The sequence below is a fragment of the Methylobacterium frigidaeris genome (genome assembly GCF_022179185.1).
Classification (GTDB): domain Bacteria; phylum Pseudomonadota; class Alphaproteobacteria; order Rhizobiales; family Beijerinckiaceae; genus Methylobacterium; species Methylobacterium frigidaeris.
In genome coordinates, this window is record NZ_BPQJ01000030.1 from 20,417 (window position 1) to 38,299 (window position 17,883).

At 70.6% G+C, this 17,883-nt stretch carries 13 protein-coding genes; 6 read left to right on the forward strand and 7 right to left on the reverse strand.

What is annotated here, in order from left to right; all coding sequences use genetic code 11:
* Window positions 1-22: 22 nt before the first annotated feature.
* Complete coding sequence (ribB, locus tag MFF64_RS25000; RefSeq protein ID WP_438823096.1) at window positions 23-1,324, reverse strand: 3,4-dihydroxy-2-butanone-4-phosphate synthase; 1,302 nt, start codon at window positions 1,322-1,324, stop codon at window positions 23-25.
* Between the two features lie 53 nt (window positions 1,325-1,377).
* Window positions 1,378-2,493 carry a chorismate synthase gene (aroC, locus tag MFF64_RS25005; protein WP_238192706.1) on the reverse strand — a complete coding sequence of 372 codons (1,116 nt, stop codon included), beginning with the start codon at window positions 2,491-2,493 and terminating at the stop codon, window positions 1,378-1,380.
* A 386-nt stretch (window positions 2,494-2,879) separates the two neighbouring features.
* Here aroC and MFF64_RS25010 point away from each other — a divergent pair, with 386 nt between their 5' ends.
* A complete protein-coding gene (locus MFF64_RS25010; RefSeq protein WP_238192707.1) occupies window positions 2,880-6,746 on the forward strand; it encodes a glycosyltransferase in 3,867 nt (1,288 codons plus the stop codon).
* A 190-nt stretch (window positions 6,747-6,936) separates the two neighbouring features.
* Here the strand turns inward: MFF64_RS25010 and MFF64_RS25015 are convergent, their stop codons facing one another.
* Complete coding sequence (locus MFF64_RS25015; protein WP_238192708.1) at window positions 6,937-7,404, reverse strand: hypothetical protein; 468 nt, start codon at window positions 7,402-7,404, stop codon at window positions 6,937-6,939.
* Between the two features lie 277 nt (window positions 7,405-7,681).
* On the opposite strand from MFF64_RS25015, the gene MFF64_RS25020 reads away from it, so the two are divergent.
* The 4 genes from MFF64_RS25020 (at window position 7,682) to rimM (ending at window position 10,659) form a co-directional block, all read left to right on the forward strand.
* Window positions 7,682-7,903: an eL24 family ribosomal protein gene (locus MFF64_RS25020; protein WP_099903004.1), complete on the forward strand. Its 222-nt coding sequence runs from the start codon at window positions 7,682-7,684 to the stop codon at window positions 7,901-7,903.
* Window positions 7,904-7,922: 19 nt separating this feature from the next.
* Window positions 7,923-9,521, forward strand: a complete 1,599-nt coding sequence (ffh, locus tag MFF64_RS25025; RefSeq protein ID WP_099903001.1) for a signal recognition particle protein — start codon at window positions 7,923-7,925, stop codon at window positions 9,519-9,521.
* A 74-nt stretch (window positions 9,522-9,595) separates the two neighbouring features.
* Window positions 9,596-9,955, forward strand: coding sequence for a 30S ribosomal protein S16 (rpsP, locus tag MFF64_RS25030; RefSeq protein ID WP_048449108.1), 360 nt, complete (start codon window positions 9,596-9,598; stop codon window positions 9,953-9,955).
* An 8-nt stretch (window positions 9,956-9,963) separates the two neighbouring features.
* Complete coding sequence (gene rimM / locus MFF64_RS25035; RefSeq protein ID WP_438823097.1) at window positions 9,964-10,659, forward strand: ribosome maturation factor RimM; 696 nt, start codon at window positions 9,964-9,966, stop codon at window positions 10,657-10,659.
* Window positions 10,660-10,980: 321 nt separating this feature from the next.
* Here the strand turns inward: rimM and MFF64_RS25040 are convergent, their stop codons facing one another.
* The 4 genes from MFF64_RS25040 to MFF64_RS25055 all read right to left on the reverse strand — a co-directional run bounded on the left by MFF64_RS25040 (window position 10,981) and on the right by MFF64_RS25055 (window position 16,952).
* Window positions 10,981-11,406: a Ros/MucR family transcriptional regulator gene (locus tag MFF64_RS25040; protein ID WP_238192725.1), complete on the reverse strand. Its 426-nt coding sequence runs from the start codon at window positions 11,404-11,406 to the stop codon at window positions 10,981-10,983.
* A 406-nt stretch (window positions 11,407-11,812) separates the two neighbouring features.
* Entirely contained in the window at window positions 11,813-12,781 is a 969-nt protein-coding gene (locus MFF64_RS25045; RefSeq protein ID WP_099907622.1) for a cation diffusion facilitator family transporter, read from the reverse strand.
* A 106-nt stretch (window positions 12,782-12,887) separates the two neighbouring features.
* Window positions 12,888-15,881 carry a hybrid sensor histidine kinase/response regulator gene (locus MFF64_RS25050; RefSeq protein ID WP_099907620.1) on the reverse strand — a complete coding sequence of 998 codons (2,994 nt, stop codon included), beginning with the start codon at window positions 15,879-15,881 and terminating at the stop codon, window positions 12,888-12,890.
* Window positions 15,882-15,905: 24 nt separating this feature from the next.
* A complete protein-coding gene (locus tag MFF64_RS25055; protein ID WP_099907618.1) occupies window positions 15,906-16,952 on the reverse strand; it encodes an HD-GYP domain-containing protein in 1,047 nt (348 codons plus the stop codon).
* 280 nt (window positions 16,953-17,232) lie between these two features.
* On the opposite strand from MFF64_RS25055, the gene MFF64_RS25060 reads away from it, so the two are divergent.
* Window positions 17,233-17,580 (forward strand): DUF6481 family protein, encoded by a 348-nt coding sequence (locus MFF64_RS25060; RefSeq protein WP_099907623.1) that lies wholly within the window; start codon window positions 17,233-17,235, stop codon window positions 17,578-17,580.
* Window positions 17,581-17,883: the final 303 nt, after the last annotated feature.

Genomic DNA, 17,883 nt, shown 5'->3' on the forward strand with positions numbered 1-17,883 from the left:
GTGCGAGCCGCCGCCGACGCCCCTACCCCTCCAGCGGCTCGTCGCCGACCATCTCGATCCCGAAGCCCGACAGGCCGACATAGGACCGCGCGGCGCTCGAGATGTTGCGGATCGAGACCACGCCGAGGTCGCGCAGGATCTGGGCGCCCAAGCCCACCTCGCGCCACTGGCGCACCCGGGCCGCCTCGGCCCCGTCCTCGCCGGCCCCGTCGGGCAGCTGCGACAGCGGCACCCCGGCGGTGCCGTCGCGCAGGTAGACCAGCACGCCGCGGCCCTCCTGCGCGAAGCGGCGCATCACCGCCTCGATGGTGCGGCCGCCCTCGATCACGTCCGCCACCACGTTCGAGCGGTGCAGCCGCACCAGCACGTCGCGGCCCTCGCCGATGCGGCCGTGCACGAAGGCGAATTGCTGCATCGGCTCGAACGGCGTGGAGTAGGCGTAGCCGGTCATCTCGCCCCACTCGGTCTTGACCGGGAAGGTACCGACCCGCTCGACCAGCTTCTCGCGGGCTTGGCGGTAGGAGATCAGCTCGGCGACGGAGATCTGCTTCAGGCCGTGCTTCTCCGCGAAGGCCGTGATCTGCGGCCCCTTCATCACGGTGCCGTCGTCGTTGGCGAGCTCGCAGATCACGCCGACGGGCGGGAGCTTCGTCAGCCGGCACAGGTCGACGGCGGCCTCGGTATGGCCGGAGCGCATCAGCACGCCGCCATCCTTGGCGATCAGCGGGAAGACGTGGCCGGGGCGCACGAAGTCGGTCGCGCCCATGTTGCCGTTGGCGAGCGCCCGCACGGTGTTGCAGCGCTGCTCGGCAGAGATGCCGGTGGTCAGTCCGTGCTTGACGTCCACCGTGACCGTGAAGGCGGTGCCGAGCGGCGCGTCGTTCGAGGCCACCATCGGCTCGAGGCGCAGGCGCTTGGCCTCCGCGGCGGTGATCGGCGCGCAGACGATGCCGCAGGTGTTGCGGATGATGAACGCCATCTTCTCCGGCGTGCAGAGCGAGGCGGCGACGACGAGGTCGCCCTCGTTCTCGCGGTCGTCGTCGTCAGTCACGACCACGATCTCGCCGCGGGCGAAGGCGTCGAGGGCCTCGATGATGGATGCGTGGGTCACGGGCATCTCCTGTCCCAGGAGCGCGAGCCCCAGGAAGTCGTTGGGGGTGACGGCGCCGCCGGTCTCCCGCGCCACGGCCGCCGCCGTCTCCCGCGAGAGCCAGGGCTCGGGATTGTTGCACAAGCCCGTCACCGCCGCCGGCGAGAGCCCGCAGCGCCGCGCGAAGTCGAGGCGGGTCACGCCCTGCTGCCGGAGCCAGTCGCCGAGTTTCACGCCCCCGTCATAGCCTGCCGGCCGTTTCAGTCAAACTGAAACAGTCGGTGCATTCACGCAGGCTGAAACCCCGCCCCTTCTCCGACCTGGCCACGGTGGCGCAACCAGTGGTCTGCGAGCACGCAGGCCATCATCGCCTCGCCCACCGGCACCGCCCGGATACCGACGCAGGGGTCATGACGGCCCTTGGTCCGCAGGTCGACCGGGCGGTTGTCGCGGGTGACGCTCGCCCGCGGGGTGAGGATCGAGGAGGTCGGCTTGACGGCGAAGCGGCAGACCAGCGGCTGTCCGGTCGAGATGCCGCCGAGCACGCCGCCGGCATGGTTGGCGAGGAAGATCGGGCGCCCGTCATTGCCGGGCCGCATCTCGTCGGCATTCTCCTCGCCACGCAGGGCGGCGGCCGCGAAGCCGTCGCCGATCTCGACGCCCTTGACGGCGTTGATCGACATCATGGCGGCGGCGAGATCGGCGTCGAGCTTGCCGTAGACCGGCGCGCCGAGGCCGACGGGTACGCCCTCGGCCACCACCTCGATCACCGCGCCGACCGAAGAGCCCGCCTTGCGGATGCCGTCGAGGTAGTCCGCCCACTGCGCCGCCGCGGTCGCGTCCGGGCAGAAGAACGGGTTGTTGTGCACCTCGTCCCAGTCGAAGCGGGCGCGGTCGATCGCGTGCGGGCCGATCTTCACCAGGGCGCCGCGGATCGTCACCCCGGCGAGAACCTTGCGGGCGACGGCGCCCGCCGCCACCCGGGCCGCGGTCTCGCGGGCCGAGGAGCGCCCGCCGCCGCGATAATCGCGGATGCCGTACTTGGCGTCGTAGGCGTAATCGGCGTGGCCCGGCCGGTAGCTGTCGCGGATCTCCGAATAGTCCTTCGAGCGCTGATCGACGTTCTCGATCATCAGGGCGATCGGTGTGCCGGTGGTGAGCTGGCGCCCGGCCGTGCGCTCGTCCGAGAACACGCCCGAGAGGATGCGGACCTGGTCCGGCTCCTGGCGCTGGGTGGTGAAGCGGGACTGGCCCGGCCTGCGGCGGTCGAGTTCGGCCTGGATCTCGGCCGCCTCCAGGGGGATCAGCGGCGGACAACCGTCGACGACGCAGCCGAGGGCCGGGCCGTGGCTCTCGCCGAAGGTGGTGACGCGGAAGAGGTGGCCGAAGCTGTTATGGGACATGGCGGCTATGAGAGTCGGTGCGGCCGCTCTAGAGCATTTTGCGCTGGACGGGAATTCCTCCTGCATACCGGCCCGCCGGCGCATCGCGCGTCGACCTCCCGCGGCCGGCTCCGGCCGGCGCGGAACAGTTCGTCCCGGCAACGTGCGGGCGCCGGTGTTCGGTTCTCGTGGCGCGGCTCGCCCGTTCTGCTTCGCAGGTTCGAGCGGCTTGACATGGTCGCTGTGTGGCTCGTACATCCACTCGATTTTGCAGTGCGAGAGAAATATTGCCGGATGAAACCAGGATGTCGTTTAGATGGATCGTGAGCACTGACCCGGAGGTCAATTTGTAGATATTGTATTATCTGTAATATTTCGCGGCGCGATCAGCAACGACGGGGACCGACATGAATTTATTCAAGCTACCGCGACTCGGATCCCGCAAGAAGGGCGAAGGGCTCGATGTAAAATTTTATCGAAATTACTATGCAGACATGAGCGGTGCTTCCGATCGCGAGGTCTTCAAGCATTGGGAGGAGTTCGGTCGAGCCGAGGGCCGCTTCGCCAACGAAGCGCTCGCGCGAGATTCTGCGATCTCCAGCGGCAAGCTGCCGAAAGATTTCGACGTCGAAACGTATTTGAAGCTGAACCCGGACGTCGCGGCCGCGATCAAGTGGGATTTTCAGGCGGTCCTCCACTACGTCGAGCATGGCAGGGCGGAGGGCCGGCCCTACGCCGACGCCGCGTCCGGTGCGGCCCGCGGCGGATCCGCCCTCCCCCGGGGGTTCAACCTCGCGAGCTACGTCGCCTGCAATCCGGACGTGGCTCGCATCATCACGTCGAATGCCGGCCGCCTGAACCATTATTCGGAGCACGGTCGCGCGGAGAAGCGCAACTACAAGCCCCTGTTCTTCGATGCCGATTTCATCTCGCAGCTCTACGGGGTGACGATCCCGCGCGACGCAAGCGTCGAGGAGGCGGTCGCCACCGTCAAGCAGAAGCTGCGGCCGTCTGAGGACCAGCTAGTCTATTTCAACGAAGAAGAAATTGCAAAGACCAGCAACATCAACATTCCTTATTTTTCTAAATATTTTGATCATAATTTCTATTACTATAAATATCTAAAGGGAAGCGGAAAATTTCTGAACAGGGCCGAGTGCATTCGGCACTTCTGTGAGATTGGCCAGTACGAGCAATTCGACATCTCGCCCGACGGCGTCTTCGACGACGACTTCTTCCGCGCCGAGTACGGGGCCGACGGTCCCGGGAGCGGATCGTCGCGACGGGAGCGCTACGCGCTTTGGTTGAGGAGCGGCGCGGACGAGCCGCGCTGGCCGAATCTGAGAGTGCTCGCGCATCTGCGCCACGGGGCGAAGCTGCCGCGGGCCGTCGAATCCTTCGTCGCGGCGACGGTCGGGCGGGAGGCCGACCAGGCGGAGCCGGTGACGCCGAGCCGGGTCATGCGCGACCTGCTCGAGTGGAAGCGGGATCTGGACGACCCCGAGGTCGCGGGCTTCTTCATCGATGCGGCCGACGCGCTCGCGACGCAGGGCCGGAGCGTCGAGGCCGCCGAGCTGTACGCGCGCGCCCTGCGCCACGCCCCCACGCACCCGCGCGGTCTCAATCACCGGGCGGACCTGATCCATCGCGGCGGCAACCTCGCCCTGGCCACCGACCTGCGCCGAGACGTCGTCGCGCTCGGCTGCAGCAACGAGTGGACCTTCCTCCACCTGGCCCAGGGCCTGCTGGAACTCGGCGAGCCGAAGGCCGCGATGCGCGCCATGGCGGCGGGCGTGGAGAAATATCCGGGCGATGTCGGCCTCCGCCGCCGGCTGCGCGAGTTGCAGGAGAAGTTCTTCTACGACGTCTGGGAGAAGAGCGCGGACGTCGCCCTGCTGTCGGGCTACGACGAGGCCAGAGCCCTCGTGACCGAGGCCGCGCGGAGCCTGATGCGGGACGAGGAGCGGCCGCCCGGGGCGGGCCGCGTCCGCCGCGTCGCGCTCTACGCCAATTGCGACCTGCCGCAGTGCCGGTTCTACCGGGTCGAGCAGCGCGCCGAGCAGCTCGCCGCGGCTGGCTACGAGGTCGCCGTCTACGATTATACAAAAGATCACGACAAATATATGTCTGATCTCACGAAGATCGATTACACGATCTTCTACCGCGTTCCGGCATTTCCGAACGTCATCGATGCGATCACGAAGACCTCCGAGCTCGGCATCGTGACGATCTATGACATCGATGACCTGGTGTTCGATCCGGAGTATTTCCCTCCGGCGCTCGACACCTATGCCGGCCTGATCGACGCGCGCCAGCACGCATCGATGGCCTGCGGCGTCAGCCTGTTCGCCGAAGCCGCCGCCGCGTGCGACTACGGCATGGCCTCAACGCCGAGCCTCGCCCGTCACCTTGAGCGCCGGGTCCGGACCGGGACCGTGTTCCACCAGCCGAACGCGCTCAGCAGCGCCCACCTCGTCAGCATGCAAGGACAGGCGAGCGCGCACGGTGACATCGTCACGGTCTTCTACGGCTCCGGCACCAAGGCCCACAAGCTCGACTTCGAGCAGCTCATCGAGCCGGCGCTGGCGCGCCTGTTCGAGACCCACGGCGACCGCGTCCGCGTCGTGGTCGTCGGCGAGATCACGGTCTCGGAGCGGCTGCGGCCTTGGGCGAAGCACATCATCGCCTCGCGACCGATCGCCAACGTCGCTTCCTACTGGGACCTGCTGCACGAGGCCGACATCAACCTCTCGGTGCTGGTGTCGGACACGTTCAACGACTGCAAGAGCGAGATCAAGTGGATGGAGGCCGCGATGTTCGGCATTCCGTCCGTGGTGAGCAGCACGCAGACCCACCGCGAGGTGATCGTCGAGGGCGAGACCGGCTTCCTGTGCGAGACGAGCGAGGCGTTCTACGCCGCCCTCGACCGTCTGGTCCGGTCCCGGGACGACCGGCGCCGGATCGGCGAGGCGGCCAAGCGCGCCGTGCTCGAGACCTACGGGCTGGAGCGGCAGGCAGGCCGGCTGTCCGAGATCATCGAGCGCACGACGGCGCGCCAGCTCGCCCCCCGCCGGAAGCTCGTCATCGTCAACGTGTTCTACCCGCCGCAGGCCATCGGCGGCGCGACCCGGGTCGTCTACGACAATGTCCGCTCGCTGCGCGCGATCCTGGGGCCCGAGTGGCAGATCGACGTGATCTGCACCCTCGAGGGCGGACCGACCCCCTACGCCCTCGACTGGTACATCCGCGACGGCGTGCGGGTGTACTGCATCACCGCTGCCAACCACCCCGCCATCGACAACGTCGTCGAGGATCCCGAGATGGGGCGCGTCTTCGACCGCGTCCTCGACCGGATCGAGCCGGACCTGATCCACTTCCACTGCATCCAGCGGCTGACCACGAGCTGCGTCACCGCGGCGATCCGGCGCCGCATCCCCTACCTGATCACCATGCATGACGGCTGGTGGATCTCGCCGCATCAGTTCCTGATCGACGGCAACCGCGCCGTCGAGACCTACGATTTCAGCGGCAAGGCGTCCCTCGACGCCTTCATGGGCGAGGGCTATGCCCGCGCCAGGACGCTCTTGCGCTGCATCAGGGGCGCCACACGGGTGCTGACCGTGTCGCACCCCTTCGGCGCGCTGTGCCGCAGCGTCGGCCTCTCGGAGATCGAGGTGGTGGAGAACGGCGTGTCGCGCCTGCCCAAGGTCATCCGGACCGCGAGCCCGACCGGCCGGGTCCGCCTCGGCTTCATCGGGGGGCTGGCCGACCACAAGGGCTACGGCCTGATCCGCAACGTGCTGTTCAACGAACCGTTCAAGAACATCAGCCTGCTGCTGATCGACCACGCCATGCATCCGAACGAGCGGGTGACGGAGGAGTGGGGCAGCGTCCCGGTCGAGATCCGGGGCAAGTTCCCGCAATCGAGCGTCGGCGGCCTCTATGCCCATATCGATGTGCTGCTGGCTCCGTCGGTCTGGCCGGAGAGCTACGGCCTGGTGACCCGGGAGGCGATCGCCTCCGGCTGCTGGGTCGTCGCCTCGAACCGGGGGGCGGTGGCCGATTGCGTCGTCGAGGGCCGGAACGGCTACATCGTCGACGTCGCGGACGAGGCCGGGCTCCTGGCCGCGCTCCGGTTCATCGACGACAATCCGGCGATCCACCTGCGCTCGCCCGATGACAACGCCCCGATCCGGACAGCGAACCAGCAGGCGGAGGAGCTGGCCGTCATCTACGGCGAGGTCATCGACGCCGACCGGGCGAAGCGGGCCTGACCCGCGACGCGCGCAGGGGGCTCCTGGTGCGCGTCGCCTCCCTGGAACCGGCCCCTGCACCAAGGACCTCGCGCCCGATCACGGCGCCCGAACACGAAGCGCCCCGGCATCGATGCGTCGATGCCGGGGCGTCACGTCTACGCAGGGTGTCGGTTGGGTCGGGCGCTTCAGGCCTGAGCGCCCGCGGCGTTCAGCGCCGAGGCTGGAACAGCGGCTGGGCCAGGGCCTCGGCCCGGGCCATCCACAGGTCGCGCTCGGCACGCAGCTCCTCGGCCCTGTCGACCTCGTTCTGCACGTGGGCGCGCAGGGAGCGCAGCTCGTCGGCCAGCATGGCCTGCAACTCGTCGTAGCGCCCGTGCTCCTGACGCAGCCGGGCCTTGAGCATCATGTTCTCGGCCATCAGCGCGGCGAGGTCGTCCGGCTCCGCGCCGGCCGCCGGCGGGGCCTCGGCCTCCGGCAAGGGAGCCGGCTCGTTCGGGACGACGATCCGGGGCTCCCAGGCCGGCGGGGTCTCGGCCGGCCGGCGCTGTGAGGGCGCGGGCGCGGCGCGGGCCTGGTCGGCGGCGTCGATCCGCGACAGGGTCGCCAGCCAGTCCTGCAGCGGGCCCGAGGGCTGCCGCGAGGCGGTGGTCTGCGTCTTCAAGGCCGGTTCGGACACGCCGCATCTCCTGCGAATCTTGTCCTCAGTTTAACCTCTCGCATGGTTAAGAAGCCGTAAATGTCGCCCCGATGCGGGCGCGCCGGAGATCGGACATTGACATCACCCGCGCAGGGCGATAGGCCCCGGCCTCTCAGGACGAGGTCTCGTCTCGACGCCGACCGGCCCATGAGGCCGGAGGTCAACGCCCGACAGCGCGATGCGCCCTCGGGCGCGAACGGCGTTGCGCGCGACCGACCCACCCGCTGCCCGTAAGGGGCGGCGCGCAGGAGACCGGATGACCAGGACCGACCACGCGCCGTTGCGCATCGAGGACGCGGTGAACGAGCTCTGCCCCTGGTCGGGCAAGCCGATCGCGGCCGATTCGCTGACGCTCTACAACGGCGCGGTCGTGGGCTTCTGCAATCCCGATTGCCGCGACAAGTTCGAGCGGGCGCTCAACCACTTCGAGGGCGCCTTGCAGGCCCGGCGCGCCGCCTCCGCGGGCGTGAACGAGTAATCCCCGGAGACTGACGCGCATGTTCGAAGGCCTCTCCGATCGCCTCTCCGGCATCCTGTCCGGGCTGACACGCCGCGGCGCCCTGACCGAGGCCGACGTCACCGCCGCCCTGCGCGAGGTGCGTCGCGCCCTGCTGGAGGCGGACGTGGCCCTCGAGGTCGTGCGCTCCTTCACCGAGAAGGTGCGCGAGCAGGCCGTCGGCGCCGTGGTGCTGAAGTCGGTGACGCCCGGCCAGATGGTCGTGAAGATCGTCAACGACCAGCTCGTGGCGATGCTCGGCGGCGAGGCCGGCATCATCGACCTCAACGCGCCGGCTCCGGTCGGCATCCTGATGGTCGGCCTGCAAGGCTCGGGCAAGACCACCACCACGGCGAAGATCGCCCGGCGCCTGACCCAGCGCGACAAGCGCCGGGTGCTCCTCGCCTCCCTCGACACCCGCCGCCCGGCCGCGATGGAGCAGCTGGCGGTGCTGGCGAAGCAGGTCGGGGTCGAGTCGCTGCCGATCGTCGCCGGTCAGTCGGCGGTGCAGATCGCCAGGCGCGCCATGGAGGCCGCCCGCCTGGGCGGCTTCGACGTGGTGATGCTCGACACCGCCGGCCGCGTCACCCTCGACGAGGCGCTGATGCAGGAGGCCGCCGACGTCAAGGCGGCCACCAGCCCGCACGAGGTGCTGCTCGTCGCCGACGCGCTGACCGGCCAGGACGCGGTCAATACCGCCCGCGCCTTCGACGGGCGGCTCGGCGTCACCGGCATCGTGCTCACCCGCATGGACGGCGATTCGCGCGGCGGCGCGGCGCTCTCGATGCGGGCGGTCACCGGCAAGCCGATCAAGCTCGTCGGCACCGGCGAGAAGGTCGACGCGCTCGAGGAGTTCCATCCGGCCCGCGTCGCCAACCGCATCCTCGGCATGGGCGACATCGTCTCGCTCGTCGAGAAGGCGGCCGAGACCATCGACCAGGAACAGGCCCTTCGTGTCGCCGAGAAGATGCGCAAGGGCAAGTTCGACCTCGACGACCTGTCGATGCAGCTCGCCCAGATGGAGAAGATGGGCGGCATCGGCGGCTTGATGGGCATGCTGCCCGGCATGGGCCAGATCAAGAAGCAGGTCGAGGGCGCCAACCTCGACGAGAAGATGTTCAAGCGCCAGCGCGCTATCATCTCGTCGATGACCCCCGAGGAGCGCCGCAACCCCGACGTGCTCAAGGCCTCGCGCAAGAAGCGCGTGGCGAAGGGCGCCGGCGTCGACGTCTCGGAGATCAACAAGCTCCTCAAGATGCACCGCACCATGGCCGACATGATGAAGGCCATGGGCTCGGGCAAGCGCGGCATCGGCCAGGCGCTCGGCAACATGTTCGGCCTCGGCGGCGGGGGAATGGGCGGATTAGGTAAGATGATGGGCGGCATGCCCCAGCCCACCCCCGAGATGCTGGCCGAGCTGCAGAAGTCCCTGCCTCCGGGCACCACCCTTCCGCCGATGCCCCCCGGCCTCGGCGGTCCCAAGGCGCCGGCCGGCCCTGCCGGCAAGGCGCCCCCCGCCGCTCCCGCCCTTCCGGGCCTCGGGGCCAAGCTCCCGGGCCTGCCCGGCCTCGGCGGCCTTCCCTTCGGCAAGAAGAAGTAGGCGGCACCGGATCCGCCAGGGTCCCCCGCCCGCATCGTCGAACGATCCTCGAACCCCTCAACAGGAAGAGACCCATGTCCCTCAAGATTCGCCTGACCCGCGGCGGCGCCAAGAAGCGCCCGTACTACCGCATCGTCGTCGCCGACGCCCGCGCGCCCCGCGACGGCCGCTTCATCGAGAAGGTCGGCGCCTACGACCCGATGAAGCCGAAGGACGATCCGGCCCGCGTGATCCTCGAGACCGAGAAGGTCCAGGCCTGGCTCGCCAAGGGCGCCCAGCCGACCGACCGTGTCCTGCGCTTCCTCGACGCCGCCGGCCTCGCCAAGCGCCCGACCCGCAACAACCCGCAGAAGGCCGAGCCCGGCACCAAGGCCAAGGAGCGCGCCGCCGCCCGCGCCGAGAAGGCCGGCGCCGCCGCCGACTCGGCCGAGTAAGCGCGACCGTGGCGCGTCGCCCCGACGCCCGTCCCCCGCGCGGCCGGGCCCCTTCGGGTCCTGCCCACGGGGGCTCCGATCCGCGCCGGGGCGCAGGCACGCCGGCGCCGCAGCGCGCCAGCCTGACGCCCGCACGCAGCGAGGCCGGGATCGCCACCGATCCCGGGTTCGTGCTGCTGGGCGAGTTCGGTCGCGCCCACGGCCTCAACGGCGAGGTGCGGCTGAAATCCTACACCGCCGACCCGGTGGCGATCGGGTCCTACGGCCCGCTGACCGGGGCCGACGGACGCACGATCGAGATCGCCTCGTTGCGCCCGGCCGCGGGCGCTCCCGACATGCTGATCGCCCGGGTCGCCGGCGTCTCAGGCCGCAACGGGGCCGAGAGCCTGAACCGGCTCGCCCTCTACGTCGCGCGCGACCGCCTCGGGGCTGCGGAGGAGGAGGACGAGTTCTTCGCCGCCGACCTCGTCGGGCTCGCGGTGGTGGACCGCGCCGGCACTCCCCTCGGCACGGTGCGGGCGGTGCCGAATTACGGCGGCGGCGACCTCTTGGAGATCGCGCCGGCCGCCGGCGGCAGCCCGGCCCTCCTGCCCTTCACCAGGGCCTTCGTGCCGGAGATCGACATCGTCGGCCGCCGGATCATCGTCGATCCGCCCGAGGACCTGTTCGCCCCGGCCGCGCCGCGGGATCCGGACGCCGCCTGAGGGCGGCCCGAGGTAGACAATTCGCCGATGAGAAGCCCGTCCGACGCGATCGACGGATTCAACTCGAAAGACGCGACTTGAAATCCTCCATCGCGATTCCAGAGCCGCTGATGGTTCAGAAACAAGCGGATCTTTGTCCGCTTCGTTCTGATTCACCTGCACGTCTGGATTCCGGGCTCCCTAACACTGCCCCGGAACGACTTGACGGGTGTCAATTCAGCTCAGCGAAACAGGCACTCGCGCATCGAGTCGCGTCCACGCCCTCTCCCCACCGGCGGGGAGAGGTGACTTGTGCCCGATGACGGGTGAGCGTCGGAGCCCTTACCGACCGCGGTTCTTGCGCTGCTGGCCGAGGCCCGAGCTCTTGGCGAGTTCGGAACGCTGGGCGGCGTAGGTCGCGGCGACCATCGGGTAGTCGTGCGGCAGGCCCCACTTCTGGCGATACTGCTCGGGCGAGAGACCGCGGGTGGTGAGATGCCGCTTGAGCGACTTGTAGGGCTTACCGTCCTCCAGGCTGATGATGTAATCCGGCGTGACGGTCTTACGAATCGGCACCGGGGGCGTGGGCTTCTCGGGCTCGGGCGCCGGGGGCGCGGCGACGCGCTCGAGCGAGGCATGCACGGCGGCGATCAGGCTGCCGAGATCCCCGACCGGCACCGAGTTCTTCGACACGTAGGCCGACACGATATCGGCCGTGAGCATGACGAGTTCGCCCGGCTCCTGATCCTGAGTATCCACGTCTGACATCATAGGGTTTCCGCTTCGCGAGTGTGATGGACGGAGGCGTTGCAGCGGGCCGGTCCGGCGCCGCGCCGCCGCTCGGTCTTCTTGAGGGCCGTCACGCACCAAGTCCGCATGCGCGATCACCCGGTCCCTGAGACTTGGTGGCAAGTCTTATGCCCTGCCGCAAGCTGGTAGCAGCAACGCAGGGGTCAAATCAGGTAGTTCCTGTGGATTTCACCGTGATTCAATCAAGCTGAATATACTCAAGGTTGCAATTTCCGATTTCACGTTGCCGATAATTGCATAAAAGTCTATCGGGAGCCGGCTTTTGAGTGAAGAGCCACGGCGGCAGCTCCGGCGCGGATCCGACCGCCGGTGGCGGTCGGGCGATCCGGACTTGGGCGATGTGGGGTGATGGGCCGGCGCGGGATCAGGCCACCCTGTCCGGCCGCCGGGCGGCCGCGTCGTGCCGGGCCTGGATCTCGATGAAGACGCGCCGGACCTTGGGGCTCAAGCCCTTCATCCGGGTCTCCAGATGGCCGACGAGCCGCTCGATCTCGCCGCCGGTGAGTCCGTCGTCGATGTCGAGGCTGACATTGACCAGGACGTCGGCGGGCCCGAGGTGCTGCGTCAGCACCTCGTTGACGTGCTGCACCCCCGGCTCGGACCGCACGATCTCGTGGAGGCCGGCGACCAGCTCGGGCTCCGCCGCCTCGCCGACGAGCAGGCCGTGGGTCTCGATCATCAGGAAGATCGCCATGCCGATCAGGATCAGGCCGATCACGATCGAGGCGATGCCGTCGAAGGCGGGCTGGTCCAGCGTCTCCGCCAGGATCACGCCGGCCAGAGCCACGACGAGGCCGATGAGCGCCGCCACGTCCTCGACCAGCACGGTGAACAGGGCCGGGTCCTTGCTGCGGCGGATCGCGGTGATCGGCGGCAGCTTGCCCTTCTCGCCCCAGAACGCCTTGAGGGCGACGAAGCACGAGAAGCCTTCGGCCAGGACCGCGAAGCCGAGGATCGCCAGATTGACGGTGAATCCCGGGATGGTCCGCCCGAGGATCACGGCGTCGGCGGCGGGCTCGGGGTGCTGCAGCTTGTGCACGCCCTCGTAGACCGCGAAAGCACCGCCGCCGAGGAAGATCAGCAGGGCTACCAGGAAGGCGTAGAAGTAGACCTCGCGGCCGTAGCCGAACGGGAAGCGGGCATCCGCCGGCTTCCCCGCCCGCTTCAGGCCGACGAGCAGCAGGAGCTGGTTGGCGGTATCGACCACCGAGTGGACACCCTCGGCCAGCATGGCGCTGCTGCCGGTGAGGAAGGCGCCGACGAACTTCGCGGCGGCGATCGCCAGGTTGGCGCCGGCGGCGGTGTAGATCGCGCCGCTGCTCTCGTGGGCCATATCTCCGAGACTCCCGTCGCCCGGCGAGCGTGGCCGTGGCTGACGACAGTAACGCCGCGAGGGGCTGGCTGGGTCCGGTCGCCCGCGACGACGGCCCTCTCGAGCATCAGGCGGCGTCGCGCAGCGCGGGCGCGGGAGTGTCCATCCCGAAATGCCCGTAGAGCGCCGCGATGCTGGCGGTGAGCAGGCCGTCGAGCGGTGCCAGGGTCGCCTCGTCCGGCACCCGCCCCTCGACCCGGGCCGCGTGCTCGATCTCCCGCAGGTGCCCGGCGAGCGCCGCGGCACCGACATTGAGACTCATCGACTTGAGCCCGTGGGCCGCCCGGCCCGCCGCCTCGGCGTCGGCCGCCGCCCGCAGGGTCGCCAGGCCGTCGGGCCCGTGTGCGGCGAACAGCCCGAGCACCCGCCCGACGAAGGCCGAGCCGGAGCCCTCGGCCATCTCGGCGAGCCCGGCCAGGGTGTCGGGCTCGAGGAGCGCGGCCGGCATCGGAGCATCCGTCCCCCGTGCCCCCTCGATACCCCCGATCGTCCCCGCTTCTCCGCCCGTTCCCAGGGCCGCCGCCAGCGTGCGGGCGAGGTCGGCCAGGGTGAAGGGCTTGGCCAGCACACCGTCCATCCCGGCCTCGCGCCAGGCTTCGGCTGCGGTGCCGACGACGTGGGCGGTCGACGCCACGATGGGGATGCGGGCCGCTCCCTGCGCGGCCTCCCATTGCCGGATGGCCCGGGCGGCGTCGAAGCCGTCGAGGCCCGGCATCGAGCCGTCCATCAGGATCAGGTCGAACCCGCCCTCGCGCGCCACGTCGAGCGCCCGGAAGCCGTCCTCCACCGTGACGACCCGGGTCACGCCGAGGCGACCAAGAGCCTCGACAGCGACCTCGCGGTTGACCGGGTTGTCGTCCGCCACCAGTACCCGCGCGGCCGGGAAGCGCGGCAGGGCCACGACCGGTCCGGCCTCGGCGCCGATGCCCGCGAAGGTCTTGCCCGTCGCCAGCGCCGCGAGCGCCGGGCGCCACTCTCCTTGCGCGAGGGGCCAGCGCAGCAGGGCATCGGCGAGGCCGGACGAGAGAACGGCGGCCCCGCTCGGCTCACCCATCGGTGCGATGGCGACGACCCGGCCGGCCCCGGCCGGGCGGCGCCCGATGCGGGCAAGATCGAAGGCCTCGACGAAGTGGTGCGCGCCCTGCCCGGTCTCCCCCGGCGCGAAGCCGGCGGCGAGGAGGCCTTCCGTGAGGGCGAGCCGCGTCGCGGATCCCGAGATTGCGACGGCCACCGCAGGAACGATCCCTCCCTGCCGCAGCACCGGCTCCGCCGCGGCGAGGACGTCGAGCGGGATCTCGGCCCAGAAGGTCGAGCCGCGGCCGACCTCGCTCTCGACCCCGATCCGCCCGCCCATGGCGGCGACGAGCCGCTCGGCGATCGACAGGCCGAGGCCGGTGCCGCCGAAGCGCCGGGTCGTCGAGCCGTCCGCCTGCGAGAAGGCGGAGAAGATCGTCGGCAGGGTCTCGGCCGGGATGCCGATTCCGGTGTCGGACACGCTCAGGCGCAGCGTTTCGCCTCGGTCCCGGGTGTCGAGCCGCACCAGGACGTGGCCGGATTCGGTGAACTTGAGAGCGTTGTTGACGAAGTTGCCGAGGACCTGGCCGAGCCGCACCGGGTCGCCGTGAACCGCCCGCGGCACGTCCGGCCCGACGACCGCCGCGAGGTCCAGCCCCTTGGCCCGGGCCCGCTCGCCGAACAGGGTCACGACGGTGTCGGCGACCTCGGAAGGGTCGAGGGCGATGCGCTCCAAGGTGAGCTTGCCGGCCTCGACCTTGGCGAAGTCCAGGATGTCGTTGATGATCGCGAGCAGGCTCTGGCCTGAGCGGGCGATCACCTCGGCGTAGCGGCGCTGGCGCGCCGGCAGCTCCGCGGCGGCGAGCAGCTCCGCCATGACCAGCATGCCGTTCATCGGCGTGCGGATCTCGTGGCTCATCGTCGCCAGGAACGACGACTTGGCGCTGTTGGCGGCCTCCGCTGCCTCCTTGGCCTCGCTGAGGTCGTGGGTGCGGTCGCTCACCTCCTGCTCCAGCCGGGCCTGGTGCTCGACCAGGCGGTGGTCGCGCTCGCGCACCGCGTCGATGAGGCCGTTGAAGCTCGTCGCCAGCCGGCCGACCTCGTCGCCGGATTCGGCGCCGGGCGGCAGGACGGCGCGGCGGGCGTAGTCGTGGTTCTCGCGCACCGCATCCATGGTGCGGGCGAGCGCGGTGAGCGGCCGGGTCAGGGCGCGGCCGAGGCGCCAAGCCACCGCGAAGCCGACCGCCATGGCGAGCCCCGCCGCCATCAGAGCGTTGCGCACCACGTCGACGAGGCGCCCGACGAGGTCGGCGGTGTCGGCGATCAGGGTCACCCGCCCGACGACGCGGGCATTCTCCACCACCGGCACGCTGACCTTGACCGTGCGGGCCAGCACGAGGGCCAGCGGCGTGAGGCCCTCCTCGTCGAGATCGAGGTCGTCGGCGAGGCGCAGGCCGGTCCCCTGCTCGGCGAGCGCCGTTCCGTCCGGGCGGGTCAGCCCGGCATAGACGATGCCGTCCTGGCGGGCGATTGCCCGGAGCGCCGCATGGGCGCCGGCGGCGTCGTCCGCCGCGGCGGCTCCCGCGGCGGCGGCGGCGAAGACGGAGGCAAGGCCGGTGAGCGCCCGGCGCGTGTCGGCAGCGTAGCGGCCGACCTCCGACCAGGCGCCGAGCGCCGCGGCGGCCGCCAGCGCGACGATCACCGCGCCGAGCACCGCCCGGCCGAGGCGGGCCGCGAGGCTGCGCGCCGGTCGGGACGGCGCGGGAGGCCGTGCCGCCGGGGCGATCCCGCCCGGGACAGGCTCGGCAGAGGGACTGCCGGCGGGCTTCGGGCGGCGCTCGCCGCGCTGCAGGCTCCGGCGCCAGCGATCTCCGAGCGAGGGCCCGGCCGTCCTCGAACCCGGGTCTCCCCCGGCCCGGCTCGGCCGCCCGGGCCGGGGGTGCGGTGCGGGCAGCGGATCCTCCGCCACGCGGATCACCCGGGCGCGCAGCCGCCGGTTCTGTCCAGGCGCGACCGAGGCGGTCGGTTCCTCCGGCGCATCCGTCATCCCGGTTGTCACGGCCTCGACACCTCAGGCGGCGCGGCTCACGGCCTGGCCGACCAGGTCCGCGACGGCGTCCCATCGGGACAGGAAGGCCTCGACCACCGCCGGATCGAAATGCGCCCCGGCCTCCCGCTGCAGGAAGGCGTGGGTGGCCTCCAGGGTCCAGGCGCGCTTGTAGGGCCGGTCGCTGGTCAGGGCGTCGAACACGTCCGCCACCGCGACGATGCGGCCGGGGAGCGGGATGTCGGTGCCGGACAGGCCGTTGGGGTAGCCCTCGCCGTCCCAGCGCTCGTGGTGGCTCACGGCGATCTCGGCGGCGAGCCGCACCACGTCGGACGAGCTGTTGGCCAGGATGCGGGCGCCGCGCTCGGCGTGGCGCTCCATCTCCCGGCGCTCCTCAGAGGTCAGCGGACCGGGCTTGAGCAGGATCGCGTCCGGGATCGCGATCTTGCCGACGTCATGCATCGTCGAGGCGAGGCTGATCAGCCGGCACTGCTCGAGCGGCAGGCCCAGCGCCTCGGCGATCAGGTTCGTGTAGTTCGCCACCCGGGCGACGTGGTCGCCGGTATCGGTGTCGCGGTGCTCGGCCGCGCGCATCAGCACGGTGACGATCTCGCGCTCGCGCGCCTCGACCAGGGCCACCGCGGCGGCGACCTCTTGCGCCAGCCGGGCGGCGTGGGCCTGCTCGGCCTTGTGGGCCCGGCGGAGCGCCAGCAGGTTGGTGACGCGGGCCCGGATCTCGACCGGGTCGCAGGGCTTGTTGACGAAGTCGGTCGCGCCGGCCTCCAGGGCGGACCGGCGCAGGGCGCGCTGGTCGAAGCTCGTCACCATCACGATCGGCACGTGCGCGAAGCCCGGCAGCGCCCTTAACGCCCGGATGACTGCGAGGCCGTCCATCCCGGGCATCTCGTAATCGGTCAGGACGACGCCGATCTCATCGGTATGCGCCGCCGCGAAGGCGAGCGCATCCGCCGGCCGCGTGAAGCTCTCCGGCCGGCAATCCACGACCGGCCGCAGCGCCTCGAGCATCAGGAGGTTGTTGAGCTCGGCATCGTCGAGGACGATCGCACGCATGAGGTCTCCTCCGGCGAGAGATCGCCACTGCCCCGCGAGGGTGCCGGAGAAACCTTGACAATCCCCTGTCCGGAGGTCCGCGTTTTACCCCGATCGGCCGAGGTTCCGGCCCCACTTGGGTGGCCGCGGCGTCTTTGGCTTTGAAACCGGACGCTGTCGGCGCTAGAGCACGTGCGACGGCCCCTCGCGCGCAAGCGGGAGCCGGACACCCATGACGGATCCCGGCGCGGCCCTCAACCGACAGGCGCGCCTTCGCACGCAGGACGACGAGACGAACACGATGGCCGGCTTCAAGGACCAGAACTTCAACGATCGGCGGAGTACGTCCGCGGACGCGAAGAAGGCCCTGCTGGAGAAGTTCCGGGCCAAGCCCGCCGCCGACGACCCGGAGGTCCAGGCCCGCATGGCGGAGCGCCAGAAGATCGCCGAGGCCCGCGCCGCCCGCGCCGCGGAACGCGAGGCCGCCAAGCAGGCCGAGGCCGAACGCCTGGCCGCCGAGGCGGCCGAGGCCAAGGCCCGCGCCGAGCGCGAGGCGGCCGAGGCGGCCGAGCGCGAGGCGGCCCTGGAGGCGGAGCGCAAGGCAGCCCGCGACGCCCGCTACGCGGCCCGCAAGGCGCGCCGCAAGTAGACGAGAGACGACGCGATCGAACCGAGCTGCGGACCTCATCCGGGGACCGCGACGGTCGTTCCAACCCCCGCCGGATTCGGCGCCGCTCACGGCGCGCGACGTCCGGCGGGGGTTTTTCGTTGCCGACGCTGCCGCCTCGCGGACTGTCCCAGGCCGAGCAGGGCCGGGACTTGCGGTTGTCGCAACGCGGCTCAGGACCGAGGAGGCGCAGACCTCCCTCTTCCCGGCCGGCAGGAAGCGGGCCGTGCCCCCATTCAGGGAGAACGGCGAGCCCGTAGGGCGAGGGTGGGGTGCTTCCGGATG

What these genes read in the sequence shown, in the direction of transcription:
- aroC (WP_238192706.1), bottom strand. Translation starts at nt 2,493, where the DNA reads ATGTCCCATAACAGCTTCGGCCACCTCTTCCGCGTCACCACCTTCGGC.
- MFF64_RS25010 (WP_238192707.1), top strand. Translation starts at nt 2,880, where the DNA reads ATGAATTTATTCAAGCTACCGCGACTCGGATCCCGCAAGAAGGGCGAA.
- MFF64_RS25020 (WP_099903004.1), top strand. Translation starts at nt 7,682, where the DNA reads ATGACCAGGACCGACCACGCGCCGTTGCGCATCGAGGACGCGGTGAAC.
- ffh (WP_099903001.1), top strand. Translation starts at nt 7,923, where the DNA reads ATGTTCGAAGGCCTCTCCGATCGCCTCTCCGGCATCCTGTCCGGGCTG.
- rpsP (WP_048449108.1), top strand. Translation starts at nt 9,596, where the DNA reads ATGTCCCTCAAGATTCGCCTGACCCGCGGCGGCGCCAAGAAGCGCCCG.
- MFF64_RS25040 (WP_238192725.1), bottom strand. Translation starts at nt 11,406, where the DNA reads ATGTCAGACGTGGATACTCAGGATCAGGAGCCGGGCGAACTCGTCATG.
- MFF64_RS25045 (WP_099907622.1), bottom strand. Translation starts at nt 12,781, where the DNA reads ATGGCCCACGAGAGCAGCGGCGCGATCTACACCGCCGCCGGCGCCAAC.
- MFF64_RS25050 (WP_099907620.1), bottom strand. Translation starts at nt 15,881, where the DNA reads ATGACGGATGCGCCGGAGGAACCGACCGCCTCGGTCGCGCCTGGACAG.
- MFF64_RS25055 (WP_099907618.1), bottom strand. Translation starts at nt 16,952, where the DNA reads ATGCGTGCGATCGTCCTCGACGATGCCGAGCTCAACAACCTCCTGATG.
- MFF64_RS25060 (WP_099907623.1), top strand. Translation starts at nt 17,233, where the DNA reads ATGGCCGGCTTCAAGGACCAGAACTTCAACGATCGGCGGAGTACGTCC.